Annotated in this window: 26 protein-coding genes and 2 tRNA genes; 22 read left to right on the top strand and 6 right to left on the bottom strand. The window is 42.4% G+C overall.

From position 1 onward, the window contains the following. The 3 genes from WIG73_RS03255 to WIG73_RS03245 form a co-directional block, all read left to right on the top strand. Nucleotides 1-488: hypothetical protein (locus tag WIG73_RS03255; RefSeq protein WP_337399285.1), on the top strand; the 488-nt coding region annotated here is incomplete at its 5' end. 66 nt (nt 489-554) lie between these two features. After that, the gene (locus tag WIG73_RS03250; RefSeq protein ID WP_337399283.1) at nt 555-1,154 is read left to right on the top strand and encodes a bacteriophage Gp15 family protein; all 600 of its coding nucleotides are present in this window, start codon (nt 555-557) and stop codon (nt 1,152-1,154) included. 26 nt (nt 1,155-1,180) lie between these two features. Next, nucleotides 1,181-1,540 (top strand): DUF6673 family protein, encoded by a 360-nt coding sequence (locus WIG73_RS03245; protein WP_337399281.1) that lies wholly within the window; start codon nt 1,181-1,183, stop codon nt 1,538-1,540. A 188-nt stretch (nt 1,541-1,728) separates the two neighbouring features. Here the strand turns inward: WIG73_RS03245 and WIG73_RS03240 are convergent, their stop codons facing one another. Beyond that, a complete protein-coding gene (locus WIG73_RS03240) occupies nt 1,729-2,103 on the bottom strand; it encodes a hypothetical protein (protein ID WP_337399280.1) in 375 nt (124 codons plus the stop codon). A gap of 48 nt (nt 2,104-2,151) precedes the next feature. On the opposite strand from WIG73_RS03240, the gene WIG73_RS03235 reads away from it, so the two are divergent. The 5 genes from WIG73_RS03235 to WIG73_RS03215 all read left to right on the top strand — a co-directional run bounded on the left by WIG73_RS03235 (nt 2,152) and on the right by WIG73_RS03215 (nt 7,431). After that, nucleotides 2,152-3,774: a hypothetical protein gene (locus WIG73_RS03235; RefSeq protein ID WP_337399279.1), complete on the top strand. Its 1,623-nt coding sequence runs from the start codon at nt 2,152-2,154 to the stop codon at nt 3,772-3,774. Between the two features lie 15 nt (nt 3,775-3,789). Next, entirely contained in the window at nt 3,790-4,734 is a 945-nt protein-coding gene (locus tag WIG73_RS03230; protein ID WP_337399278.1) for a hypothetical protein, read from the top strand. After that, nucleotides 4,731-5,963, top strand: a complete 1,233-nt coding sequence (locus WIG73_RS03225) for a hypothetical protein (RefSeq protein WP_337399276.1) — start codon at nt 4,731-4,733, stop codon at nt 5,961-5,963. The genes WIG73_RS03230 and WIG73_RS03225 overlap by 4 nt, the downstream gene beginning before the upstream one ends. Before the next feature lie 171 nt (nt 5,964-6,134). After that, a complete protein-coding gene (locus tag WIG73_RS03220; RefSeq protein WP_337399274.1) occupies nt 6,135-6,479 on the top strand; it encodes a hypothetical protein in 345 nt (114 codons plus the stop codon). Next, on the top strand, nt 6,457-7,431 hold the full coding sequence (locus WIG73_RS03215) for a hypothetical protein (protein WP_337399273.1): 975 nt from the start codon (nt 6,457-6,459) through the stop codon (nt 7,429-7,431). Before WIG73_RS03220 ends, WIG73_RS03215 begins: the two co-directional genes overlap by 23 nt. Nucleotides 7,432-7,547: 116 nt before the next feature. On the opposite strand, the gene WIG73_RS03210 is transcribed toward WIG73_RS03215, so the two are convergent. The 3 genes from WIG73_RS03210 to WIG73_RS03200 form a co-directional block, all read right to left on the bottom strand. Beyond that, nucleotides 7,548-7,623, bottom strand: a tRNA-Arg gene (locus WIG73_RS03210). Between the two features lie 32 nt (nt 7,624-7,655). Beyond that, nucleotides 7,656-8,297, bottom strand: coding sequence for a redox-sensing transcriptional repressor Rex (locus WIG73_RS03205; RefSeq protein ID WP_337399272.1), 642 nt, complete (start codon nt 8,295-8,297; stop codon nt 7,656-7,658). Between the two features lie 74 nt (nt 8,298-8,371). After that, the gene (locus WIG73_RS03200; RefSeq protein WP_249311904.1) at nt 8,372-8,785 is read right to left on the bottom strand and encodes a zinc ribbon domain-containing protein; all 414 of its coding nucleotides are present in this window, start codon (nt 8,783-8,785) and stop codon (nt 8,372-8,374) included. 184 nt (nt 8,786-8,969) lie between these two features. Here WIG73_RS03200 and WIG73_RS03195 point away from each other — a divergent pair, with 184 nt between their 5' ends. From WIG73_RS03195 to WIG73_RS03150, 10 genes are all read left to right on the top strand, one after another. Further along, nucleotides 8,970-10,265, top strand: a complete 1,296-nt coding sequence (locus WIG73_RS03195; RefSeq protein ID WP_337399270.1) for a Gfo/Idh/MocA family oxidoreductase — start codon at nt 8,970-8,972, stop codon at nt 10,263-10,265. Then, nucleotides 10,262-11,341, top strand: coding sequence for an aminoglycoside phosphotransferase family protein (locus WIG73_RS03190; RefSeq protein ID WP_337399268.1), 1,080 nt, complete (start codon nt 10,262-10,264; stop codon nt 11,339-11,341). The genes WIG73_RS03195 and WIG73_RS03190 overlap by 4 nt, the downstream gene beginning before the upstream one ends. 28 nt (nt 11,342-11,369) lie before the next feature. Then, a complete protein-coding gene (locus WIG73_RS03185) occupies nt 11,370-12,812 on the top strand; it encodes a nicotinate phosphoribosyltransferase (protein ID WP_249311901.1) in 1,443 nt (480 codons plus the stop codon). 29 nt (nt 12,813-12,841) lie between these two features. Further along, nucleotides 12,842-13,597, top strand: a complete 756-nt coding sequence (locus WIG73_RS03180) for an SDR family NAD(P)-dependent oxidoreductase (RefSeq protein WP_177679315.1) — start codon at nt 12,842-12,844, stop codon at nt 13,595-13,597. Nucleotide 13,598: 1 nt separating this feature from the next. After that, a complete protein-coding gene (locus WIG73_RS03175) occupies nt 13,599-14,306 on the top strand; it encodes a hypothetical protein (protein WP_337399266.1) in 708 nt (235 codons plus the stop codon). 14 nt (nt 14,307-14,320) lie between these two features. Further along, nucleotides 14,321-15,427 (top strand): AI-2E family transporter, encoded by a 1,107-nt coding sequence (locus WIG73_RS03170; protein ID WP_337399265.1) that lies wholly within the window; start codon nt 14,321-14,323, stop codon nt 15,425-15,427. 72 nt (nt 15,428-15,499) lie between these two features. Continuing rightward, nucleotides 15,500-16,771 (top strand): adenylosuccinate synthase, encoded by a 1,272-nt coding sequence (locus WIG73_RS03165; protein WP_337399263.1) that lies wholly within the window; start codon nt 15,500-15,502, stop codon nt 16,769-16,771. Nucleotides 16,772-16,849: 78 nt separating this feature from the next. Further along, the gene (locus WIG73_RS03160; RefSeq protein ID WP_337399262.1) at nt 16,850-17,461 is read left to right on the top strand and encodes a stage II sporulation protein M; all 612 of its coding nucleotides are present in this window, start codon (nt 16,850-16,852) and stop codon (nt 17,459-17,461) included. 25 nt (nt 17,462-17,486) lie between these two features. Next, on the top strand, nt 17,487-18,365 hold the full coding sequence (locus tag WIG73_RS03155; RefSeq protein WP_249311895.1) for a site-specific tyrosine recombinase: 879 nt from the start codon (nt 17,487-17,489) through the stop codon (nt 18,363-18,365). Nucleotides 18,366-18,395: 30 nt separating this feature from the next. Continuing rightward, nucleotides 18,396-19,430 carry a copper amine oxidase N-terminal domain-containing protein gene (locus tag WIG73_RS03150; RefSeq protein WP_337399261.1) on the top strand — a complete coding sequence of 345 codons (1,035 nt, stop codon included), beginning with the start codon at nt 18,396-18,398 and terminating at the stop codon, nt 19,428-19,430. Here WIG73_RS03150 and WIG73_RS03145 read toward each other — a convergent pair. Further along, nucleotides 19,427-20,251 (bottom strand): AraC family transcriptional regulator, encoded by an 825-nt coding sequence (locus tag WIG73_RS03145; RefSeq protein ID WP_337399260.1) that lies wholly within the window; start codon nt 20,249-20,251, stop codon nt 19,427-19,429. The two genes, WIG73_RS03150 and WIG73_RS03145, sit on opposite strands and share 4 nt — an antisense overlap. Nucleotides 20,252-20,361: 110 nt before the next feature. On the opposite strand from WIG73_RS03145, the gene WIG73_RS03140 reads away from it, so the two are divergent. The 4 genes from WIG73_RS03140 (at nt 20,362) to WIG73_RS03125 (ending at nt 23,595) form a co-directional block, all read left to right on the top strand. Next, a complete protein-coding gene (locus WIG73_RS03140) occupies nt 20,362-21,903 on the top strand; it encodes a hypothetical protein (protein ID WP_337399259.1) in 1,542 nt (513 codons plus the stop codon). A 110-nt stretch (nt 21,904-22,013) separates the two neighbouring features. Beyond that, nucleotides 22,014-22,089, top strand: a tRNA-Trp gene (locus WIG73_RS03135). Between the two features lie 353 nt (nt 22,090-22,442). After that, the gene (locus tag WIG73_RS03130; protein WP_283245419.1) at nt 22,443-22,820 is read left to right on the top strand and encodes an SPASM domain-containing protein; all 378 of its coding nucleotides are present in this window, start codon (nt 22,443-22,445) and stop codon (nt 22,818-22,820) included. 25 nt (nt 22,821-22,845) lie between these two features. Continuing rightward, nucleotides 22,846-23,595, top strand: a complete 750-nt coding sequence (locus WIG73_RS03125; protein WP_337399257.1) for an ABC transporter transmembrane domain-containing protein — start codon at nt 22,846-22,848, stop codon at nt 23,593-23,595. A 34-nt stretch (nt 23,596-23,629) separates the two neighbouring features. Here the strand turns inward: WIG73_RS03125 and WIG73_RS03120 are convergent. After that, nucleotides 23,630-24,879 (bottom strand): recombinase family protein (locus WIG73_RS03120; protein ID WP_337399256.1); only part of this gene is annotated, 1,250 nt, incomplete at its 5' end.

Raw genomic sequence — 24,879 nt, 5'->3', positions numbered from 1 at the left:
GAACAGTAAAAAGGAATGACAAGCTTGCCTTTTATGGCATAAAAGACGCAGAAGGAACGGTTACTTACAACAGAATGAAAGGCTTCACCGATATGACGGGCGCGAAGAATCCCATAGAGTATACAAGACGCTATGTGGACGAACCCTTTGAGCAGAGTGATGTTGTTGGCTATTCGCCGTCTTTCTCGTATGGTTTTGACCAGCATAAGGGTAACGCAGTGCACAACGATATCATCAAGATTCACAATGATGAGCTTGTTTTAGATGATGCAGTTCGTGAAATCATCTTTGTTGATCTGACATCCGGAGATGCTGCAGCAGGTTTTACCGCGGCGAAACGTGAATTCGTAGTGATTGCTGACACTGAGGGAGGCAGCGTTGACGCTTATACTTACACCGGAACCTTAAAGGTGAAAGGGGAGCGCATTGCAGGTTTAGCGAAATCCACTGATAACTGGCAAACCTGTACATTTGAAGAGGCAGAGTAACATAATTTTAGATGGGGCGGGCGGAAACGTCCGCCTTAACCATATGAACTGAGGGGTGCGAACAGTGTGAATATACTTTTAGACGATATGCCGGAACATCTGGATGTTGACGGAGTAAAACACAAAATCCACAGCGATTTTCGTACTTGGATTCAATTTGAGAATTATCTGTTTTGGGACAGCGCGGAATTGCAGGAGCGAATTGTTAAATGTCTTTATCTATGTTTTGTTGACGGCGTTCCGGGCAATGTCAATGAAGCTGTACGCGCTGTTGTTGAATTTTATCAATGCAATGGCAGTGATAAAATTGAAAATACTTCTGCAGCACTAGAGTCAGGGCATAAGTCTGCAGGATGGCATAATCGAGTATACAGTTTTAATTATGATGCAGGACTAATTTATGCTGCCTTTCAAGCGCAATATGGTATTGACTTACAAACAACCGATATGCATTGGTGGAAATTTAACGCGTTGTTTTCTGGCTTAACCGATAAAAATAAAATTTGTAAAATTATGGAGTATCGTGCTGTTGACTTGTCAACCATTAAAGATAAGGAACAAAAGGCATTTTATCGCAAAATGAAGCAAATTTACCGTCTTCCAGACTCGCGGAGTGAGGAAGAAAAAGAAGCCGCTATGATAGATGCGTTTGCGGCAATGTTTTAATAAAAAAGAAGAAAGAGGTTTGAAAAATGAGTATATTTAAATTTGGAAATTTTGAAGTGGAGTTTGACCCCACAGAAATTGCTTTTGTAGAAAAGTATGAGACAGCAGCCGAAAATTATAAGAACAAAATTAAAGACGTACCTACAGAGGGTAAGGCATCTAAAATTATGAAAACAGTCTGTGCAATTTTCTTTGAAACATTTGACGGCATTTTTGGTAAAGGGACGAGTAAAAAAATGTTTGGGGATCTACAAAGCGTTGATCTATGCGTGAAAGCATTTAAGTTGCTCATTGAAATAATGAATGATTACAGCGAGACATTAAAAACGCTATTGCCAAATACAGATAACCGTGTACTAAAAAGGGCGAAAAAGAAGGCAGAATAAAAAACAGAAACCGTTCATCTGTCTGCGCAGACAGGCGAACGGTTCTTGTGTTTTGGGGTAAGGAATCTGAGCCGATTTAACAATCCCGTTTTTTTACTTTGGAATTCGTCATAGGGTAACACGCCGGATCGATGGAGTTTAGTCAGTTTTTCGATTTGGGGGAACTGCCAGGAGCAAGGATATATGAGTTATGCATTGTTTCTTTGGAAATCTATAAGTCGAAAAAATTTTTTATACTCTTTATAGAAAACGGTTCCATTTTCGCCTTCAAGCATGCTTCCGTATAATGGAAGTGTCGTTCGCAATGTTTTTCTGGTACCATCCGCAAACTCAAAAGTTATATGAAAATTTGCAAGTCCTCTGGTCTTAGAAATTACTTTTGCGTTTTTAGATAAAATGGGAAGGCTTTTAATCTTCTTATAAAATATCCATAAGTATATGATTGGACCATAGAGCGACACCGTAGGTAAAAGCAAAATTGGAACAGGAATGGATGCTAAGAGCAAAAAAATAAGCATCAGTATTAAAAATATTTTTAATACTATAAACAAGAATGTTTTCATCTAATCCACCATCTTTCAAATAAATTATATTAATAAGGAGGTAATCTTATGTCATCTGAAGTCTTAACAATTGAAATTGCTGATACTAGTTTATCAGAAATAGCCAATCTTGTCAATGAAATAAAAGGTTCTTTCAATGAGTTGCTTGACCCGTTGAAAGAAATAAGGGACATTTTAGTAGAGGCATTTAAGCCTGACCCATTAAAGGATTTTATAGGAACAATGGCAGAGATAGGAGGTGCCTTAATAGGATTAGTCGGATTAGCGGCGACATTAGTTTCTGCTGGATTAACGGCCGGAGTAGCGGCACTTATAACAGCGATAGTGGCAGCGGTTGTTCTATCGGTTACTTTAATTGTAGAAAACTGGGGAGCTATTTGCGAGTTCTTTGCCGGTGTATGGGCAGCGATATCAGAAGGTTTCTTCGCCTGCTGGAATGCCATCGTGGTGTTCTTTACTGAAACAATACCCGCTGCTGTTCAATGGGTGATGGAGCAGTTTGCTCTCTTTGGAGAGTTTATGGCCAGTCTTTGGGAGCCCATCGGTCAGTTTTTTGTCGCCTGCTGGGACGCAATTGTATTATTTTTCACCGAGACCATACCCAATGCCATCCAATGGCTTTGGGATAAATTAGTTGAGTTCGGTGCATTCATGGCTACCCTTTGGGAGCCTGTCAGCCAGTTTTTCTCTGCCTGTTGGGAAGCGATCGTTGCATTTTTTACGGAAACCATTCCGGCAGCGGTGCAAGGCGTGATGGATTTTTTCTCAGGATTTGGTGACTTTTTATCAGGCCTATGGGAAAGTGTCGGACAGTTTTTTTCAGCTTGCTGGGATGCAATTGTAGCATTCTTTACAGAAACGCTGCCTGAAGTTATTAACAACATGATTACATGGTTTTCAGAGCTTCCCGGAAAAATAGGCGAATTTTTAAACCAAATGGTAAATTTCTTTGCTGAACTACCTGGAAGAATTTGGGAATTTTTAAGTGATGTAGTGAAAAAAGCAGTAGAATGGTGTGGAAACCTGCGTTCAACAGTAACGGAAGCTATTCCGGGGATTGTTTCATCAATCACAGGATTTTTCTCGGAGCTTCCCGGCAAAATGCTTGAGATAGGAACAAATGTTGTAAAAGGCATATGGAATGGAATTAACAATGCCGCCGGGTGGGTGCTGGACAAAATCAAAGGTTTTGGAACAAGTATATTGAACGGAATCAAAGGAATATTTGGCATTGCATCACCATCAAAAGTGATGCGCGATCAGGTGGGCAAAAATCTCGCTTTAGGAATTGCGGAAGGCATTAGCAATCATACAGATGAAGTTTCCGCAGCAATGCAGAATATGGCCGACATTGTTTCTTCCACTGACCTTAATGTTGAACCGGAGGTGGATACCCAATCAATTGATTTTGCGACACTCAAAGAAAAACTGCGTCCCTCTATGGATTTTGTAAAGGCACAACTTGCCAAAGCACAAGATGTTTTGACTGCGCAGTTTACTGCAAGCGGACAACTTGCAGCGATCCGCGCAAATGCTGGCATTAGCAACACAACAAACAACAATCAAAGTTATAATTATACCATTCAAAGCAACGGTTATTCACCAAAAGCAACAGCGGATGCCATTAAAAATCAAATGACCATGCAGCGAATGCTGTTTGCGACAAGGTAAAGGAGTGAGAAAATAATGTTATATATTACATACCAAAACGAAAATGGGAAACTAGATTTTAACGGTGGAAGCGGCCATTTTCCGTGGCGGATTCTTGAGATAGACGGGCTTGGCCTTTCCGGTAAAAGCTTTCATACAGCCGCATATCCGTCAAGTGTAGGACAGAAGACTTTATCTGAAACAGTGGGAGCAAGAACCATTTCTATTCAGTGTGATGTTAATTCGATTGCAAGCAGTTATGGCGCAGCTCGCAGCAATCAATGGGAAATTTCTAAAGCGCTTAAAATTCTGAACGAACCGGGCACACTCTTGATTCGTGACGGACGCAGAACACGAAAAATTGATGCACGCTGTGTGGAAGCAGCACAGGGGGAACGATATGGCGGTTACACCGTATTTGCTATGCAGTTTGTGTGCGATTATCCGTATTTTGAAGATCAGCAAATGCAAATTATCCCCATATTCAAGTGTGAAAACCTGATTGGAAACGGCACAAGATGGTATCTTGATAACGGAGTGATGAAATCGGAGCCGATTGAAATGAAATCTTTTAAACTGCCCTGTTTGTTTTCGCGCCGTATAACAGAGACAAATATAATTAATGTTGGCGATGTAAACACCGAACCAATTATCAGAATTCATATGCAGGGCGGCACATATACCGGTATTGACGGTGAAACCGGAACGCTTGTGATTCATAACCGTTCCACAAAACAGGATATTCTGTTAAACCTCCAGGAAGCCGAAAATGTGACTGAGATTATAATCGATATTCCGAAACGCATCATTGTCAGTCAAGATAAGCAGAACTTGATCCACTACCTTGCGCCAACCAGCTTTTTGAGCGATTTTTGGCTTCAGACGGGGCAGAATCTTATTAAGGTAGAAAACTATTTATCCAATTCATGTTCGGTAGAGTGTGAATTCTCTAATAAATATGTGGAGGCGGTGATTGGATGAACACAACGATACCTGATATTCGATTTTATGATTTTAACTTTAAGTTAATTCATGTAGAAAATCAATTTTTAAGTAGTAACTGGAATATTTGCTATAACGATATTGGCACTTTCGAAGCCCACTTTGACCTCGGGAGCGATACGCTGCCTGTTGTTATGGATAGCGACTATCTTGTTGTGGTACAAGGAGAGTTATCGGCGATTATCACAGGGAAAAAGCTGGGTGATGACTTGGCGGTATTTGGACGCACTTGCAATTGGCTGCTGACAAAGCGTGTGACCGATGCATTTGACGCAACGAACGGCGCGGCAGACCAGTTGGTATACACCAAAGTGCAGGAGGCTTTTTTTGATTCGCCAGTAATCAGAGGCGACTCTATTCCATTGCTTCCATCAATTACTGTGGAACGCACTGAAAAGTGCGAAACATTTTCGTTTGTGCAGGAATGTTTGAAACAACAGGGGTTGGGACATGAAATGCGGTTCAATTTCGCTGAAAAAGAGTGGATATTTCAGATACGAAATGGTAATAAAAATAACCCCCTTGTAATTTCTACCGTTAACCGCAACGCGTATGATGTTGTGATGGACAGTGATTCGTTGAATCTATGCACTGACGGCTGGTACAAACAAAAATATCAAAATATGGGTGAGTGGGATCCGCAAGTAAATCTTTTATTAGATTCTGATGGCAACACAATATCGGGTACATCAATTACCAACGGTACTGCTGCAAATCCCATTCCAAGTAACTTTGCCAAGTGCTGGAAAGTAAGATTCAAGCAAAATTCAACGTATACTTCTTATGTTAAGTTCGGCGTTAGACTCTATCCCGGTGATTTTGTTGTGTGCGACAATAAAACCGGTATATTAAAAAAGGCAGATAAAACAGATCCGTTTTGGGTTAAAATTTCAAAGAGTTCACCTGTAATTAACATTTTGCGGTGGGAAAGTCTATTGTCCGGCGGCAGTGAAAGCGAGGCGTTTTTGGAACTTAACAACGCACGAATTACTGATGGTATACAAGGCAAAACCGTAGGTGTGCGCTTTGGAAATGAGGATGGGTACAAACGTAATGAGTGTGATTACACACTTGGTGATATTGTGCTTGTGGAGTGGCAAAGCGGAACGTATAAGAAGCGTGCCCGCAAGCGTATTGTGGGGGTGAATCTTTGGTATGAGACTGGTAACATCGGTGAGGAGCCGGTTTTTGAAGATGTAGAGTTGTAAATTTATGAAGCGGCAAAAAGACTCACGGCGGCGTGAGTCTTTTTTGCTGAATATTTTTCTTAGAAGCACCATTCTTTGATACACAACCAGCATTGAGGGCATCGGAGTGTGGACATTTGGCTAAGGTAGCAGCTTCTTGTGGAGAAAAATCAAAATAAAGGAGTGTTTGTAGTGGCAAGAAATCAAGGCTATGACATAACAGGTCAGCGATTCGGAAAACTGGTTGTCTTAGGTAAAGGCGAAAGCAAAGGTCCCGGACGAACAACATGGAACTGCAAATGTGACTGCGGAAACGAAAAAAACATTCGTGGCGATGCTCTGAAAAGCGGATATACAAAATCCTGTGGAAACTGTTTGCGGAGTGAAAAAGCAATAAAAGAATTGTTTGTTATGGTTCCCGTTCCATTACGCGAGGTGTGTGAAAACGCAAGGAAGAACCAACTCACTTTCGGGCAGTATGTAGCGAAAGAATATACAAGGCGAATGAAAGGTGGTGGATGGCATAAAAATACCTGATGAACAAATAGAGAAATTAATGAATGAATATAAGGTTTATATCAATAAAATAATTAATCATACATACCACCGAGTGAAGCCTGAGATGAAAGATGAACTTTGTCAAGTAGGGCTGATTGGACTTTGGAAGGGAATAAAAGCTTATTATAAACGTGAGCCAAAGGAATTTAATCAAAAGGAATTTGTTGATACAATCTGTGCGTATATACGCTACGAAATGGCTAATCTGTTTGAAAAACTGAATGTTATAAAAATTAGCAGCAATCAGTGGCGCAATTACGTGGAGGCAAAAAGAATTATTGCAGTCAATTCAAATGTTTCTGAAAAACATTTGAATTATTTACTTCAAGAAGCAGGGCTTAGATATGATTGGTATCTTAAAGTTAAGAATGCCCTTAGCGTTGCCTCATTAGATGCTGTAATTGATAATGGAAGCGATACTGATAAATATAATATTATTCAATGCAACGATTGCAATATTAAAAAGTTTATTGATCAGACATATCTTGACTATATTATTCAGTCAGCCTTTGCAGGTGTAAAATTAGACCGGGATAAAAGCTTAATTCAGACATGGATTGCCAGCATTTATAACGGAACTGAGCTTGAACGGACACAACTTGCTAAGATTTATAAACTCTCGTCCAGCATGGTTGGTGTTGTACTATCAAGATTTGTTGAAATATGCCGTTTTGTCAGAGCTTGCGACAAGACATTTCATAGTAATCCAAAAGGTTATATTGAATTCCCAGAAATCAAGAGGAGTGACACGGTAGATAAAAAAATCCCGGGTGTAAAATGGATACTGCGAAACCGAAAATGGAAAGTTGAAATCAGCGTAGGCAAATATAAAACCGTTTTTATTGGCTATTTTAAAAACTACGGGGATGCGGTCAGTGCGCGGCGGGATGCTGAAGTTAAGTATCGCGGAAAAAGCAATATTGTGATATGAATTCCGATTAATACATTTTTACAATGACACGAACGTTAAATTAATTTTGGTTATAAATTATTGAAAAGGAAAAGGCCACAAACTCAAAGAAACATTGAATTCGAGACCTTAAAGCTTGGTGCGCCTGATAGGATTTGAACCTACGGCACCCGGCGTCGGAGGCCGGTGCTCTATCCACTGAGCTACAGACGCATGAAAAGGTTTGTTTTTCAAACCTTTTCTATTTAATTTTCGTTTATCTTTGTAATTTTGTAGGATAATGTCATTAAACTGTCGCTTAAATGCACATTCTCTATAGCAACGTCGTCTGGAACCGCAATTTCTGTATATGAAAAATTCCAAAGTCCCTTAATGCCAGCAGAAATCAAACGTTTTGCAATGTCCCTTACTTCACTCCGCGGCAGCGACAGGGCAGCAATGTCAACGATATTTTGCTTACAAAAATCTTCCAATTTCGAAATATCGCTGACAACAATACCTTTAATTGTGGTTCCAATTTTTTTTGCATCATTGTCAAAAATGCCGATTACTTTAAACCCGCGCTTTTCAAGATTTGCATAATTTACCAGCGCATGTCCCATATTTCCTGCGCCAATAATAATCAAAGAATATCCATGATTTAGTCCTAAAATTTCTCCGATTTCAGCATATAGGTTTGGAACATTATAGCCGTAACCCTGTTGTCCGAACCCGCCAAAACAGTTAAAATCCTGTCTGATTTGAGAGGCCGTAACGCCCATTTTTTCGCTGAGCGCCGCAGAGGATATCCGGTTCACACCTTGTTTCATCAATTCGCCTAAATATCGGTAATATCTAGGTAGGCGCTTAATGACAACCATAGGCACTTCATTCTGTTCACTTTTCACTTTTCCACCTACATTTCACAAAACCTACAAGATAATATTATAAGGTAATTCTTCACATTTGTCAATAAAAAATTTTAAACCACATCGACCTCAGTAATTTCTTCCACATTTAAATCGTCATCATCTGGGTCGTTGTTTGTAAATTTATAGCCGCAGCCAGAGCAGAACTGCGCGTCAGCCGGGTTGCTTTTCGTGCAGTTAGGACAAATTTTTTCATTTTTTAATGTTGAGCTAACCTCAGAAAGCTCGTCAAGACGATCGTAAAGCTCGTTAATTTTTGCAATTGTTTCTTCAATTTTTTTTGTATCCGGTTCAGCTCCGTCTTTTTGAGAAAGGTAAACCAGTTCGCCTAAAACCTTAAAGTTTGTTCCAATTTCCGATTTCGTGTTTACCATGCTGAGCTTCACTTTCGACATTTCTACAAGCTCGCTGGACTTTTTCGCCACTTTATCGGCTGTATTTTTGATTTCTGAGAAAAAATTATCCATTTAAAAAACCTCCTTTAAAGATATGTTTTATTCTCTTAGCGTTTATAATATTATATCATAAATAAAAGCAATGTGAAACATAATTTCAAAAATTTAATATTTTTTTAAATAAATCTGTTAATTTTATTGTAAAATAAGGATAATTATGTTAAAATTGAGTTAGTTTGTTTTGGATGGTGAGAAAATGAAAAAGTTAAAAGCAATCCTGATTGGAGCCGGGCTGCGCGGAATTACATACACAGACTTTATTGCGGAAAACCGAGATAAATTTGAACTTGTAGCCGTGGCAGAGCCGGCAGACAGCAGAAGAAATTATATTAAGAAAAAACACGCGCTTTCAAACGGGCTTTGTTTTACAGACTATAAACCACTTTTAGAAAAGGGTAAAATTGCGGATGTTGCGATTATTGCCACCATGGACAGGGACCATTTTGAACCTGTCATGGAAGCAATTCGTGTGGGCTACGATATTTTGCTGGAAAAACCCATTGCTCCCACGCCAAGGGAGTGCGAGGCCATAACCAGCCTTGCAGAAAAAATGGGTTCACGCATTTTGGTCTGCCACGTTCTGCGGTTTACACCTTTTTTTGTTGCCTTGAAAGAGATTATCGACAGCGGCAAAATTGGGGAGGTTGTTTCCATATCCCAAATTGAGTGTGTTGGCAATGAACATCAGAGCCACAGCTTTGTCCGCGGCAACTGGGGAAACGAGGCAAAAAGCTCGTTTATGCTGCTGCAAAAATCCTGTCACGACATGGATATTCTGCAGTGGCTGATTGGAACAGAATGCAGACAGGTGCAGTCTTTTGGCAGCTTAACTTATTTTACTGAAAAAAATGCGCCCAACGGTGCGCCGGATTATTGCATTGAGGGCTGCCCTGTGGGAGAAACCTGTCCCTATAACGCTGTGAAGCTTTACTTAAAAAGCGACAGCGACTGGTTCCGTTCTGCCAGCACAAAAATGGTGAACCCGAATGACGATGACGTGAAAAAAGCAATATCTTCCACACAATATGGCAAATGTGTGTTTCGGTGCGATAACAATGTAGTAGACCACCAGGTGGTGAACCTGCTGTTTGACGGAGGCGTTACCGTTTCGTTTACCATGTGCGCCTTTAACAAGGGAGGCCGAACCATTCACATTATGGGAACGAAAGGTGAAATTGAAGCGCGCTTAGAAGACAACAAGCCCATTCAAATTTATACGTTTGCGGACAAATCCGTTTCCGAATATGATTATGCCGCAATGGGCGGAGAGGGGCAGGCCGGAGGGCACAGCGGCGGCGACGAGGGAATTATGGAAGCATTTTATAACTACATTGCCAATGGGGAAGCCGGCAAAAACATTTGCACGGTGGAACGCTCCTTAAAAAACCACTATATTGCCTTTGCCGCAGAACATTCAAGGCGTTCGGGCACGGTGATAAACGTAGAGGACTATATGAATTCTATAAAAAATGAAGAGGATTATTCAATATGATTGAACGTTATTTATCAGATATTTGCGGCGCCTTCGGAATTAAATCGGAGGGCATATCCTTTGGCGGAGGCCACATTAACGACACCTACAGTGCAGAAAAAGACGGCCGTCCCTGTGTGTTGCAGCGGATTAATACAGAGGTTTTTAAAAAACCGGATGAGGTTATGAGCAACATTTTTCGCGTGACCTCTCATCTTCGCTTAAAACTTAAGACGTCAAACGGCGACGCAGACAGGGGAACGCTTCATTTCTTGAAAACAGCAGACGGTGCTCCTTATTTTAAAGACGGCGACGGCGACTGTTTTCGGGTTTATCGTTTTATTGAAAACAGCATTACGGTTGAAACTGTTTCAAAACCGGCGCAATTTTATGAGGCGGCAAAAACCTTTGGCCGGTTCCAGAACATGCTGGCGGACTTTCCGGCGGAACAGCTTTATGAAACAATTCAACAGTTTCACGACACACCAAACCGTGTGAAACAATTAAACGATGCAATTAACAGCGATTGCTGCGGCAGGGTGAAGGAGTGTGCACCTGAATTAGAATATGCCATGAAGCAGGTGCCTGAGGCGGGCATCGTTTGCGGCGCAATTGCAGAAAGCGCCGTTCCATGCCGCGTAACACATAACGACACCAAGCTGAACAATGTTTTGTTTGATGAGAAAACCGGTGAGGGGATTTGCGTAATTGATTTAGATACGGTAATGCCCGGCTCCCTTTTATATGACTTTGGCGACGCCCTCAGGTTCGGCGCCAACACCGCCGCAGAGGACGAAACAGACATTGACAAGGTGGTTTTTGATTTAAACCTGTTTGAGGCCTTTACCAAAGGGTTTGCTTCGGAACTGAAAAACACCATAACACCGGCGGAAAAAGAGCTTTTGGCGTTTTCGGCAAAGCTTATGACATACGAGTGCGGAATCCGCTTTTTGGCAGACTTTTTAAACGGGGATACATATTTTAAAACAAAATACAGAAACCATAATTTAGACAGAGCGAGAAACCAGTTTCAGCTCTGCCGCCAAATTGATTTGAAGCGGAACGAAATGAATAAAATTGTAAACGAAAGCTTTTAACGAAAGAGCTTAGATGGGAGTCTTTAAAATGAATATTGAAAATTTAACCCTGCTCACTGACTTTTATGAACTGACCATGGCCAACGGATATTTTGAGCATGGATTAAAGGACGAAATTGCCTATTTCGACATGTTTTTTCGAAAAGTGCCGGACGACGGCGGTTTTGCAATTATGGCAGGTTTAAAACAGCTGATTGACTATATTGAACAGTTAGAGTTCAGCGAGGAAGATATTGCATTTTTAAGGAGCAAAAACATTTTCAGTGAAGCATTTTTAACCTATTTAAAAGAGTTTCAATTTGAATGCGACGTTTGGGGGATTCCCGAGGGAACGCCGATTTTTCCCCACGAGCCGATCATAACCGTCCGCGGGCCGGTGATTCAGGCGCAGTTTATCGAAACCATGGTTCTGCTTTCCATTAACCACCAGTCGCTGATTGCAACAAAGGCAAACCGCATTGTCCGCGCCGCAGAGGGCAGAGCAGTGATGGAGTTTGGCTCCCGCCGGGCCCAGGGCTATGACGGCGCGATTTACGGCGCGCGGGCGGCGTATATTGCCGGCTGCTGCGGAACGGCCTGCACCATTTCTGAGCGCATGGACGGAATCCCGGCTTTGGGCACCATGGCCCACAGCTGGGTTCAGCTGTTCGACTCGGAATATGAGGCATTTGCGGCTTATGCAAAAACTTATCCCGATGCCTGCGTGCTTTTGGTGGATACGTATAACGTGTTAAAATCCGGAATACCCAACGCAATTAAAGTGTTTCACGACGTGCTGCTTCCGATGGGATTTCGCCCAAAAGGTATCCGCATTGATTCAGGCGACATTGCCTACCTTTCAAAACGCGCACGGAAAATGCTGGACGACGCCGGATTTTCCGACTGTACCATCACTGCTTCAAACTCCTTAGACGAATATATTATCCGCGACACGCTGCAGCAGGGTGCAAAAATCGATTCCTTCGGCGTGGGCGAGCGGCTTATCACTTCAAAATCCGAGCCGGTGTTTGGAGGCGTTTACAAACTGGCGGCCGTTGAAAAGAACGGAAAAATTATTCCGAAAATTAAAATCAGCGAAAACACAGAAAAAATTACAAACCCGGGATTTAAGCAGGTTTACCGGCTGTTTTCAAAGGAGAGCGGGGAAGCCATTGCCGACGTTATTACGCTGTTCGGCGAGGTAATTGACGACACGAAGCCCTATGAAATTTTTGACCCGGAACATACCTGGAAGCGGAAAACACTGACAAATTTTAAAGCAGAAAAAATAACGACGCAGCTCTTTTCCGGCGGCAAACGGGTGTATGACAGTCCGAATGTCCACGAAATTAAAAAGCACTGCGCCTTTGAAATTGACAGACTGTGGGACGAAGTGAAACGGTTTGAGTTCCCCCACAAATATTATGTAGATTTGTCGCCTGAACTTTGGGAAATTAAAAATAACTTGTTAAAAAAATATTCTGACGAATAATCGTCGTCAGATTTTCAAAGGAGAATATTATGCTTGCACTCATCACCGGCGCCAGCTCAGGCATTGGCAGGGATATTGCCCGCGTGCTCAGCAAAAAGGGTTACGACTTAATTTTGGTTGCCCGCAGGGAGAACCGCCTGGCAGAACTGAAAAATGAGCTGAAAACAAACGCAGAAATTTTCACGGCTGATTTAACAGAAGAAGCGGAATGTCTAAAGCTTTGCAGCTATGCAGAAAAGCTTGACATAGACATTTTGGTGAATAACGCCGGGGCCGGGCTGTTTGGCGAATTTACGCAAACCGATTTAGAGCGCGAAATTCAAATGATTCACCTGAACATTCGTGCAATGCACATTTTAACCAAGTTTTTTGTGACAAAATTTACGGAAAAGGATAGGGGCGTTGTGTTAAACGTCGCTTCGTCTGCGGCATTTCTGCCGGGGCCGTTTATGGCGGCATATTATGCCTCGAAAGCATATGTGCTTCGGCTTTCCCAGGCAATTAACGAAGAACTTTCGCAAAAAAACAGCCGGGTGCATATTTCTGTGCTGTGTCCCGGCCCGGTGGACACAGAGTTTAACAGCGTTGCTAACGTTCGGTTCAGCTTAAAGGGCTTAAGCAGCGAATATGTGGCAAACATGGCGGTTCGCAGCATGCTGAAGGGAAAAAAGGTGATTGTTCCCGGCTTTTTCATGAAATGTTCCCATTTTTTCTCGAAGCTGTTGCCGGATAGCATTCTGGTAAAGTTTGCAAGTCATTTTCAAAAAAAGAAGACGAGGGGTTAACATGATTATAAGATCCTACAAAGCAGTAGTAAAAGACGGAAAGCAAAGAGATTTAGAACAGTTTTTAGCGGGAAGAAAAGCACTGGTTGAGCACGATTTTTATAACACGGAGAAAATTATGAACGCAAACGTGTTTTCCTTTCACAGCGAACTGTATTGCTACATAGAGTCTATCGGCGAAGAGATTTTGCCGAACCAGCTTTTTTGCGGAATGGAGGAGTTTTTGGCAAAATGGCCGGACGGTGAGGACAAATATTTTCATCCTATGACGAATATTTTTCACTTTAACGAGCCGCAGAGCGTGTCCCACTGGGCACGGAAGAAAAAGCCGGACTATTGTTTCGGTATGCTTGCAAAGCTGATTCCGGATTTGGTTTCAAGATATGTTTTTTATCACTACCAGTTTCAGGAGGAGCAGCCGGGCGCCGGCGACAAATATGGAAGCATTTTTTTAAGCGGCGATACAGCGTTTTATTACGGCGAAACGCCGGAGCTGTTTGAGCCTGCCCAGCACACAGGCAGTCTTACTACACACAATACGCCTAAAGGACACGAATGGCAAAAACTGATGGGTTCCCACTTCATCTGGTGGGATGAACGCTTCCCCGCCTGCAACATTTTAGAATATGACTGGGAAAAAAACGGATATCCCACAGGGCAGCGCAACCACCAATGGCTGTATTTAAAAAACATCTTTTCAATTTGTTAGTTTAGGAGACTTAAATGAAATATTTTGAAAGTAATTGGTTCAAACTGCTTATCACAGGAATGATTCTGATTGTTGTGTATAAATCGGTGGACAATATTAATGGCATTTTTTCTTTTTTCGGAACGTTGCTGGGCATTTTAATGCCGGTGATAATTGGCTGTGTGATTGCGCTTTTTGCCTACCGTCCCGTCTGCAAATTAAAAGGGCTTTTGTGCAAGGTGAAGAATCGGCTTGTTACGTCTCACTCATTGGTCATCAGTGTTTTAATTGTATATATTATTTTCTTTGCAGTTGTGGCTTTGGCGTTTAACTTCATTGTGCCGGTGCTGTATAAAAATGTGGAAGAGCTGGTGACAAAGCTGCCGGGGTATATTGACAGCTTAAACGGTCTTCTGCGCCATGTTGAGTTTATTCCCCAGGTGGATTTGAGCTTTATTGGTGAAAAACTGTTAAGCTATTTTAATTTTGAACGGTTGAATGAGTATGTTTCTGTCATTACGGGCATTGCAAACTCCTTTGTTTCGTTCCTGGTGAGTATTATTGTTTCGATCTACATTATTTTAGAAAAAGAGCATATTTTGCTTTTTTTCAGCAAGATAAAAAAGCGGTTTCAATTTGACCACAAAACCGATGTGGTGGTTCGGTATATCAAAAAGATTATTAATTTATTCTACTCCTATTTTGCAGGGCTGTTAATCGATTCTGTGTTAATCGGTTCCATTTCCACAGTTGTTTTTGCAAGCTTTAAAGTGCCATATGCTGTGTTTTTGGGTCTTGCCGTGGCAATTGGAAACATGATTCCGTTTTTCGGGCCGATTGTTGCGGCGCTTGTCACCTATCTGATTGGAATGATTGGCTTAGGGCCGGTGAACGCCCTTTGGATTTTGGTGTTCCAGTTTGTTTTGGGTCAGATTGACGGAAACATCATTCAGCCAAAAATTGTGGGTTCTCAGGTTGGCGTCAGCCCGCTTTTGGTTTTGGTTTCGGTGACGGTTTTCGGCGGATTGTTCGGCCCGCTTGGCATGATTTTGGGCGTTCCGATCTGTGCGTCGGCAAAGCTGGTGCTGGAAGATTATTTAGAGGACGGCAAAATCGACGGCGAGAAACGTGAAATAACTTGAATTTTGGATACATTTCTGATATGATATTATAAGAAGTTTTATGGATTTAAATTTTGAAAGGAGAAATTTTTCATGGCAACAAAGGTTGTAATCGGTGCGCAGTGGGGCGACGAGGGAAAAGGGAAAATTATTGATATTTTAGCACAGGAGTCTGATGTTGTGGTGCGTTCCCAGGGCGGAAACAATGCCGGTCACACAGTTGAGGCCAATGGAGTGGAATATAAGCTGCACCTTGTGCCCTCCGGCATTTTGGGTAAAAAGACCCTTTGCCTCATCGGAAACGGCGTTGTGGTAGACCCAAAGGTTTTGCTGGAGGAATTGGATATGCTTACGGGAAAAGGCGTAAGCGTGGACAATCTGCGCATTGACCTGCGAGCCCATGTCATTATGCCTTATCACATTGTGCTGGACAACCTTGCAGAGCGTGCAAGAGGAAAAGGCGACATCGGCACCACCGGCCGGGGAATAGGCCCGTGTTATATGGACAAAGCGGAACGGATTGGAATTCGGATGTGCGACCTTTTTGATGAAGAAGAATTTGTTCAAAAAGCGCGCGCAAACACCAAGATTAAAAATCAGATTATTACGAAAATATACGGCGGCGAACCGCTGGATGCAGACGGTTTTATCCCGCAGTATTTAGAGTTTGCAAACAGGCTGAGAACTTATGCGGCCGACACGTCTGTGCTGTTGTACGAGGCAATTCAAGACAATAAAAAAGTGTTGTTTGAAGGCGCCCAGGGCACACTGTTAGACCTGGACTTGGGTACATATCCATATGTCACCTCGTCCCACCCGGTTTCCGGCGGCGTCTGCGTTGGGTGCGGCATTGGGCCTACGCTGATTGACGAGTGCATTGGCGTAATGAAAGCCTACACAACGAGAGTGGGGAAAGGTCCGTTTCCCACTGAGCTGTTTGACGAAACCGGGGAACAAATTCGAAACATTGGCCGCGAATTTGGCACGACGACAGGCAGGCCGCGCAGAACCGGATGGTTTGACGCGGTGATTGGAAAATTTGCCGTTCGCACCAGCGGTCTTACGGGCATTGCCTTAAACAAGTTAGACACGCTTTCCCACCTGCCCACGGTTAAAATCTGCAAGGGTTATGAGGTGGACGGAACTCCCGTTTCAGAGTTTCCGGCAAGCTTAAAAGAGCTTTCAAAATGCACGCCGGTTTACGAGGAGCTTCCCGGCTGGGACGAAGACATTTCCTCTGTCAGGAGCTATCATGATCTTCCGCAGAATGTGAAAAACTATGTTTCCAAAATTGAGGAGCTTTGCGGGTGCAGGGTTTCAATGGTCGGCGTTGGGCCCGGAAGGGAACAAAACATTGTAAGATAAAATTTCTGTTCTGGAATGTGCTCTTTTCTCATAGTATGTATTGTACATGCTTACAAAATGAGAAAAGAGGGATTTTTCTTGATTAAGAAACTGAAAACGCAAATTGCAATTTTAACAGAAAACAACTTAAAAGGCTATATTCTGCTAAGCGTGATTTTTGCCGCTGGAGCGGTGTTAGCGTTTGCATTTCATGGAAAGGGCGCCCAGGAGGAAGAAATAAAACTTTATTTTACGGATTTTATTTCGAACGTAACCAATTCGGGCACAGACGCGATTAAAACATTTAACCTTTCTATGGCAAACTACATTCAGTTTGCAGTTGTCATGTTTTTGTCTTCGGTGACCATTGTTGGGGCACCTGCCGTTTTGATTTATACACTGGTGAAAGGATTTTCATTTGGAACTGTTATTTGCTGTTTGTTCAAAGCGTTTGGCGCAAAGGCCTTTTTCATTATTTTGTGTGCAATTCTGCCGCATGTTATTATCGTCGGCCCCTGCTGCCTGGCTTATGCCTTTCACTGTGCGAAAAGCTCCTATGGCATGTTGGCTGGCAACATCAATTTGAAAAAGAGCTTGCTTACTCCTTTGGGATTTGGCCTTTTGTTTTTGTGCATTGTGAGCATCGCCGCTTTGACGCAGGCATATATCGAACCGCTTTTTATAAAGCTGATTTCATCACAATTTGTTTAATGCAACATTGATTGGAGCAAGAACAATGTTAGATTTGTTGGAACAATATAAAATTTATTTAAACAGCAACAGGCTGTTGGACAACACGGCGTCGGCTTATTTTTCCGATGCGGCCCGCTTCACAGACTATGCCCTTGAAAAGGGAATTTCGGATTTTCGTCAGGTTGACAAGAAAATAATTTCCGAGTTCGTTCTAAAGCTGGAAAAAGAACACAAGGCCGCGTCAACCATTGCCAGGTATATGGCGTCGATGAAACGTTTTTTTGCATTTTTAACGGCTATTCATGCGGTGGACGGCAACCCGGCGGAGGGAATGAAGCCGCCGAAACTGAAAAAAGAGCTTCCCGAAATTTTAACTACCGAAGAGGTTTCGAAATTCTTGGAACAGCCCAACGGTTCAGATCCCAAATCTGTTCGCGACAAGGCCATGCTGGAGCTTTTATATGCCACCGGCAGCCGCGTTTCGGAATTGATTGACTTAAACGTGGGAGACGCCAACATTAAAATCGGCTACATAAGGTGCAGAAAGCACGGAGAAGAGCGGATTGTGCCTATAGGCAGAATGGCGCTTGCCGCCATGGAAAACTATTTAAATTTTATCCGCGATTCCATTGCCGCTCCCGGGGAACAGGCCCTGTTTGTAAACATGGCGGGGAAACGAATGACCAGGCAGGGATTTTGGAAAATTGTAAAATTTTATGCTGGCCAGGCGGGAATTGAAAAGCAAATTACACCCCACACCTTAAGACATTCCTTTGCAGCACATCTTTTGGAAAACGGCGCGGATCTTCATTCCATTCAATCCATGCTGGGACATTCCGACATTTCATCTACCCAGGTTTATGCAAAATTGATTAATAACAGACTGCGCGATGTGTATGCAAAGGCACATCCCAGAGCTTAAGTTCTTTTACTATACGAAGGAGGAAAACAAATGAAAAAATTTATGAGTGGTTTTTGTTTATTTGCAATGCTGCTTACTGTCTGCTTAACGCCGGTGTATGCCGAGGAGACTTACACCTGGGTAACGGAGCCGGTTTATGATTATATCGGTCTGCCGGGGACAACCCAGGCGCCGTTTTTTACCTTTATGAAAGACGGCCAGGGCGGATTTTTAAACGGAGGCGGACAGCCTGTTTTTGAGCAGTTTGCGGTAAGCGATATGGCCTCGTCGGCATTTTATTCCTGTGCGGACAACCATGCATATGCGGTGATTCACACAGACGGCGGGCTAACGGTTTTAAAAGATGACGGCACAAAATTTACCGGTGAAGAAGCAAAGGAACTGATTGCTACGATGGAGGTTATACCGGAAGAGGAAATTTTAGAAACCATTTCAAAAACGGCAGAGGGCGATTTTGACAAACCGAAAGCCATCAGTTTTTATAACGCCCAGGGCCAATTGCTGTTTGCGCCCATTCAGGCTTTGAATGCCGGTAATTTTCACAGCGGCGTGGCTGTTGTGGAAACAGAAAAAAACACCTTTTCCCTTTTGGACGAAGCAGGAAACTTAATCCCGGTTCCGGATGTGAAATTGAACTTTACTGGGTTTTATTATGAAGACTTGTGCATTGCGGAAAAAGACAGCAAGTTTGGCCTGATTCAGCTTTCCTATCCCCGCTGCATTTCTGTCCGCCTCAATGGAAACAAGGTTTATTTTGACCAGCTTCCTGTCATTGAAAACGACAGAACCCTGGTGCCCCTGCGGGCAATTTTTGAAGCATTAGACGCGCAGGTTACATGGGACGGAGAAACCAGAACGGTTTCCGCTGCAAAAGGGGACAGGTCGGTTTCGCTGACCATTGACGATGTAAATGCCACGGTGAACGGCGCGGCAGAGGTTTTAGATGTTCCTGCCAAGATTATAAACGACAGAACCATGGTGCCCGTGCGGTTTATTGCGCAAAGCTTCGGCGCAGATGTTGATTGGAATCCTGACACGAGAACCGTAATTATTACAGCAAACTAAATATTTTTTCTGTAGGCGTTTGGCGAAACGCCTACATTTTTTTTAAACAGCTTTGAAAACGTCAGAGGGTCGTCATACCCAACAGAGCGGGACACGTCGCCAATGCTCATGGACATGTCGGATAACAGTTTTTTTGCCTTGTCAATCCGAAAATCAATGAGAAACTCCTGGGGGGTAAGCCCGGTCAGCTCTTTAAAAATCACACCGAAATAACTGCGGTTCAGACGCACGTAATTTGCAATTTCTTCAACCGTTACTTTTCTGGAATAGTTCGTTTGAATATAGGCCGCCGCGTTTTTTACATATTCTTCTTTCGAGCTGAAAAATGCTTTCCCCTGAATCGACAGCAGGGAAGAGTTTTCCATTAACAGAGCCAAGAGCATGTAGAGGTATCCAATCATGCGAACCTGGTCGGTTACTGTGTTTCGGTTCAGTTTTTTCAGGCTTGTAAAAATTTGTGAAAAAGAATTTGTGTCTTGGTACTGAAATACCGGGTTTTCCGCAGAAAGGCCCGTTTGAGCAAGATAAAATTCGGCGTTAGCACCGTTAAAACCAATCCACGAATAGGTCCACGGATCTTTTTCATCTGCACGGTATGAGGTAATTGTTCCCGGCGTAATTAAAAAGCCCTGCCCGGCGGATAGGGAATAGCTTTTATTTTTGCAATGAAAAATCCCGCTGCCCCGGCTGATGAGGTGAAGAAGATAGTGGTCGCGGTTGGCAGGGCCGTAAGAGTGGTTTGGCTGGCACTCCTCATAGCCGTATTGATACACTTTTAAATCACTGTTTTTAATTGGGTTAATCCAGATATGTTCCAGCACATTGAGCGCCCCTTTCATACATATCATTATACCATAAACATATAGCAAAAATCCATTTACATTTTATAGTGAAAATAATAGAATTAAAAATAAAAAAGGAGGATATTTTTATGAAATATGTTATGATTTTTCATGCAAATTTAAACTATGCTTACCTCAATCCTGATAAGTATGAGTTTGTAATCCGCAACAGCTATGAGCTGACGTTTGACACCATGGCTGAAAATTTCCCGAACACAAAATATGTTTTCGAGGCTTCCGGCTATACCATTGAGCAGATGGCTCTGCTTACGCCCGACGTGCTGGAAAAGCTTAAAAAAGCAATTGCCAACGGCACCTGCGAATTTATGGGAAGCCCCTATGCACATCCCATGCTGCCGAATTTCCCACAGGAGGACGGCACCTGGGCCATTAAATTCTCAAACGATATTTTCAAAAAGTATCTTGGTATTACGCCTAAGAGCTTTTGGAACCCGGAATGTGGTTGGAGAAGCTATGTTCCCCAGCAGGTAATTGACAACGGATTCAGAAACTTAATCGGCGATTTTGAGGCCTACAGCCGTTCCAGACTGAAAAACGGCCAGCCTGTTCGTCCTGAAATTTTTGAAAAGGAATACAGCGACGACCCGGCGTTCTACAGCTTTGACTTTAAGTATGACTTAGAGGGCAGCGAGCGTGCTATCCATTTCCCGTTCAACAAAATTGAAGGCTATGAAACTGACAGCTTAAGAATGTTCCTGCGCACCGACCGCGTGTGCCAGTTTGCTGTTCGTCATTTCATGGGAATGGAAGGCTACAGCTTTGAAAAATATATGGATTTGATTAAGAAATATTCCCAGCAGAAGCCCGGCGAGCCGGAAGGCGCACTGGTTATCTTTGCAGATGATGCGGAATATATCGGAACAAACGGCTGGTTCAGATTGAAGTATCAGAATAAGCCGGACAATGTGTTTGAAAAGACACCGGAATCCCCTGAAAAGTTAATCCGCTTGGTTAAAGAAGTTGAAAAGCTTGGTGAGTTCATTACATACGATGAGGCCTGCAACAAGCTGCAGCCGTTAGACGATATTTTAAACGTAGACGACGACAACGCATGGCATGGCGCCCGGGCATCCACATGGGCTTCAACCCCCATGGCACGGATTTTGCGTCCCTGGCAGGATTTGGTTCGTGAAAAACTCCATGAGGTGAAAAACACGTTGGACGATGCGACTGTGGAAAAGGTTTGGTATCATTTAACCAACTCCTATAACTCAGACGGCCAGTGGCCTCCCACGCTGCCGGACGCTCCGCACATTATTTATCCCTTTAACTATCAATATTGCTTTGAAAATCTTTTGGCGGCAGAACTTTTGGTAGGCGGGGTAGACAGGAACAAGCTCACCTCTTCCCCCATTGATACAATGAAGGAAATTTTAACAATTCAGCAGGATTTGATTTTGGATAAGGCGGACACGTTACTGGCAAGCGGAACAGACGATGAAAAGGCTGCGGCAAAACATGCCAAGGTGTTAATTGAAAAATCAAGAAATCTCGACTCTGTGTCGCTTTCTTCCGATAAAATTCTTTATCCGGCGGAATATACCATCCGCGCAAACATGCTGATTGAAGCAAGAAGACTTGTCGGCGGCGTTGTATTGGAAAGAAACTAACCATATAGTAAAGAAAGGCGCATCTGTTTTGGATGCGTCTTTTTGATTAATTTTTTGTTTGGATATTGACAAATTTAAATGTATGTGGTATACTAATATCCGTTGAGTTTAGGGGTATAGTTCAGCTGGTAGAGCAACGGTCTCCAAAACCGTGTGTCGTGGGTTCAAATCCTACTGCCCCTGCCAAGGAAAAAGGCTTGAAACTGGTGATTTTACTGGGTTTTGAGCCTTTTCTTATTTTTTTAGAAATTTCAAAAATGTACGGTAATGCACAGTAATATACGGTAATGCACAGTAATGAACGGTAAAATGTTAGTCAAAATGTTAGTCAGTTAGTCAAAATGTCAGTCAAAAGATTTTAATTAAAGTGTATGTAGCATCTATATTTTTATTAAAAATACTAAATCTATAAATTGAATAAATTATAATATTGAAAATAATACTAAATGAATAATTATAACTTATTGAGTTTATAAAATGATTATTTTGGAAAATTAGTTTGCCGAGTTTTGGATGGTGGAAGAATTTATAAACGGTGTATGGCGGGGAAAAATAAGTTGAGTTTTGATGCTAAAGGTAATATTTATCCTTGTGATAGCTTTGTAGGGATGGAAGACTTCTGTCTGGGCAATATTTATGATGGAATTTTAAAAGATAAACAAGAAAAATTTTTGATTAATAAAGTAGATGACAGACCTAAATGTAATAAATGTTGGGCAAAATATATTTGTGGCGGAGATTGTTTCCATAATTCTTTTTTATCAACTAAAAATATTCTAAATCCAGATCCAATATTTTGCATTATTAACAAAAAATTAATTGAATGTGCCTTAGGGCTCTACTTTTGTATTGGTAAAAATCATGATACAGAGAAATTACAAAGATACATTAAAGCAAAAAAACGGTTTTCGTTCTAATATGATTAGGGAGAGGTAAAAAACTATGTATCATAAAATAGCAAAACAAGTTTTTAGAAAAATCACTGTGATACAAAGCGTTAACTTAATAATATCTATGCTTTTATCTATTGTAGTTGCCCGTTCCCTGGCAAACATATGGACAAGCTTTAGTATTGACAATCGAAAAAGTGTGAGATTATATTTATTATTATTTACAATGGCTTTTTTGTGTCAAATTTTACTAAAGTATATATTCTCAATTTTTATTAATAAACAAAAAATAAAAACGACACAACGTTTCCATGAAATTATGTACTTTAATATAATTAACAGCGGCATAGACCGTGAAAAAAATGTAAAAAACGGAGATGTAATAATTTTTTTTCAAAAAGATGCAGAACAAATTGCATCATATTATTGTATAAATGTGCCGTTTTACATACAATCCATTATGGGCTTTATATGCTATGCCGCTTATTATTTATTTTTTATAAAGAGGCCTCTTGTTATATGTGTACTTTTTATTATTAGTCTTTTTCAGTTTTTGCCACCATATCTTACAAAAAAGTATTTTATCAAAAATTATGCAGCCGCGGGTCAGTCGGAAGGAGAATTGACTCAATGGATTATTTCTGGAGTGTCCGGTTTTTTTTCGCTTAAAATGTTCAATCTTCATAATTGGTTTTTAAAAAAATACGAAGAAAAACAAAGAAAGTTTCAAAAAACTGGGATGATTGCATCAGCAACTTCTGCAACCCAGACATCTATCGAGCATATGTTCACGTCCTATTAGGAAAACACGCTGACACAGGGAATGTAGTGCGAAATCAAACCGCCCATGCAGGGGATTCAGCGGTATTGACGTCGATGTACTCCGCGATGCGGCGAAGCTGATCGGCAAACTTGAACTTGACGCTGATATTGCCATTTTCATAGACCTTGATATGATCCACCAGCTCGATCAGCAACTCACGGGACAGGGCATCGATATTCTGATACTTTTTGAAAGCGACCAGCGCAGGGTGTTCCTTGTCAACGCCGTTTGCCAGCTCCGCACGTTCAGCGGTTAGTCTGGCCAGCACATCGGACACCTCATTGATTTGGCGGTCATAAGTGGCCTTCATATCCCGGTATTCCTGCTGCGTGATCTCCCCGTCTTTCCAGTCCTGATAAAGAGACTGTTTATAACGGGTCACTTTGGCAAGCTCACGTTCTTTTGCATGAATCGTATCGTCCAGTCGGAAAGACTGGTTTTTTTTGATAGGGGCTGAATTGATTTGGGCGATGACTTCTGAATAGGAGACAGCAAGATGCACCTGCTGCCGGATGGCGTACAACACGGCGGCCTCCAACCGGGCATGACTGATAGAGTGCATTGTGCAGGCATTTCTTGAACGGCTCTTATAGGTAGCGCAGGCGTAATACACGTTGTTCTTGCCGGAACAGCGGGTAACGGCTCTGCCGCAGTCGGCACATTTGAGAAAACCGCTGAACAGGTGGACGGTGCGCCCCTGTGGCGATGTTCGGGTATCCCGAAGCAGCAATTCCTGCACCTTCTCAAAAGTGGCCTTGTCGATAATGGCCTCGTGGGTATCAGCTACCCGTACCCATTCCTCTTCAGGCACCGTCTCGATCTGATGTACCTTGTAGCTTTTTACACGAAACCGCCCCTGCACCAGATCACCGGTATACATGGGATTGGTGAGAATCGTATGGATCATGCGTCCCGACCAAAGGGTGTTGCCGTCCGGCTTGTTGGAAACCGTCATGCCCTTTTCCAACTTGTAGACCGAGGGGCTGGGAATACCGTGCTCGTTCAGATAGAAACTGATACCCCGTTTCGATGTTCCCTTGAGTAGCAAAGAGAAAATGAGCCGGACAATCTCGGCGGCATCGGGGTCGATAACAAGGTGGTGACGGTCTTTTGCATCTTTGACATACCCAAAAGGTGGGTTGGAGCCGATATACTGGCCGTTGCGCCGCTTGTAGTCAAACACCTGCCGGATCTTCTTTGAGGTCTGATAGCAGTATTGATCGTTCATTACGTTGGTAATGGGAACGATGATACTGGAAACGC

Origin of the sequence: Congzhengia sp., assembly GCF_037235575.1 — a bacterium.
GTDB lineage: Bacteria > Bacillota > Clostridia > UBA1381 > UBA9506 > Congzhengia > Congzhengia minquanensis.
Note: the sequence above shows the minus strand (reverse complement) of the source record. Positions and strands in the feature narration are given on the sequence as shown.

Excerpts from the sequence above, each read along its gene's own strand:
- WIG73_RS03150 (WP_337399261.1), top strand. The coding sequence starts at position 18,396 with ATGAAAAAATTTATGAGTGGTTTTTGTTTATTTGCAATGCTGCTTACT.
- WIG73_RS03185 (WP_249311901.1), top strand. The coding sequence starts at position 11,370 with ATGAATATTGAAAATTTAACCCTGCTCACTGACTTTTATGAACTGACC.
- WIG73_RS03125 (WP_337399257.1), top strand. The coding sequence starts at position 22,846 with ATGTATCATAAAATAGCAAAACAAGTTTTTAGAAAAATCACTGTGATA.
- WIG73_RS03180 (WP_177679315.1), top strand. The coding sequence starts at position 12,842 with ATGCTTGCACTCATCACCGGCGCCAGCTCAGGCATTGGCAGGGATATT.
- WIG73_RS03140 (WP_337399259.1), top strand. The coding sequence starts at position 20,362 with ATGAAATATGTTATGATTTTTCATGCAAATTTAAACTATGCTTACCTC.
- WIG73_RS03225 (WP_337399276.1), top strand. The coding sequence starts at position 4,731 with ATGAACACAACGATACCTGATATTCGATTTTATGATTTTAACTTTAAG.
- WIG73_RS03200 (WP_249311904.1), bottom strand. The coding sequence starts at position 8,785 with ATGGATAATTTTTTCTCAGAAATCAAAAATACAGCCGATAAAGTGGCG.
- WIG73_RS03195 (WP_337399270.1), top strand. The coding sequence starts at position 8,970 with ATGAAAAAGTTAAAAGCAATCCTGATTGGAGCCGGGCTGCGCGGAATT.
- WIG73_RS03235 (WP_337399279.1), top strand. The coding sequence starts at position 2,152 with ATGTCATCTGAAGTCTTAACAATTGAAATTGCTGATACTAGTTTATCA.
- WIG73_RS03175 (WP_337399266.1), top strand. The coding sequence starts at position 13,599 with ATGATTATAAGATCCTACAAAGCAGTAGTAAAAGACGGAAAGCAAAGA.
- WIG73_RS03130 (WP_283245419.1), top strand. The coding sequence starts at position 22,443 with ATGGCGGGGAAAAATAAGTTGAGTTTTGATGCTAAAGGTAATATTTAT.
- WIG73_RS03170 (WP_337399265.1), top strand. The coding sequence starts at position 14,321 with ATGAAATATTTTGAAAGTAATTGGTTCAAACTGCTTATCACAGGAATG.
- WIG73_RS03165 (WP_337399263.1), top strand. The coding sequence starts at position 15,500 with ATGGCAACAAAGGTTGTAATCGGTGCGCAGTGGGGCGACGAGGGAAAA.
- WIG73_RS03190 (WP_337399268.1), top strand. The coding sequence starts at position 10,262 with ATGATTGAACGTTATTTATCAGATATTTGCGGCGCCTTCGGAATTAAA.
- WIG73_RS03155 (WP_249311895.1), top strand. The coding sequence starts at position 17,487 with ATGTTAGATTTGTTGGAACAATATAAAATTTATTTAAACAGCAACAGG.
- WIG73_RS03240 (WP_337399280.1), bottom strand. The coding sequence starts at position 2,103 with ATGAAAACATTCTTGTTTATAGTATTAAAAATATTTTTAATACTGATG.
- WIG73_RS03245 (WP_337399281.1), top strand. The coding sequence starts at position 1,181 with ATGAGTATATTTAAATTTGGAAATTTTGAAGTGGAGTTTGACCCCACA.
- WIG73_RS03230 (WP_337399278.1), top strand. The coding sequence starts at position 3,790 with ATGTTATATATTACATACCAAAACGAAAATGGGAAACTAGATTTTAAC.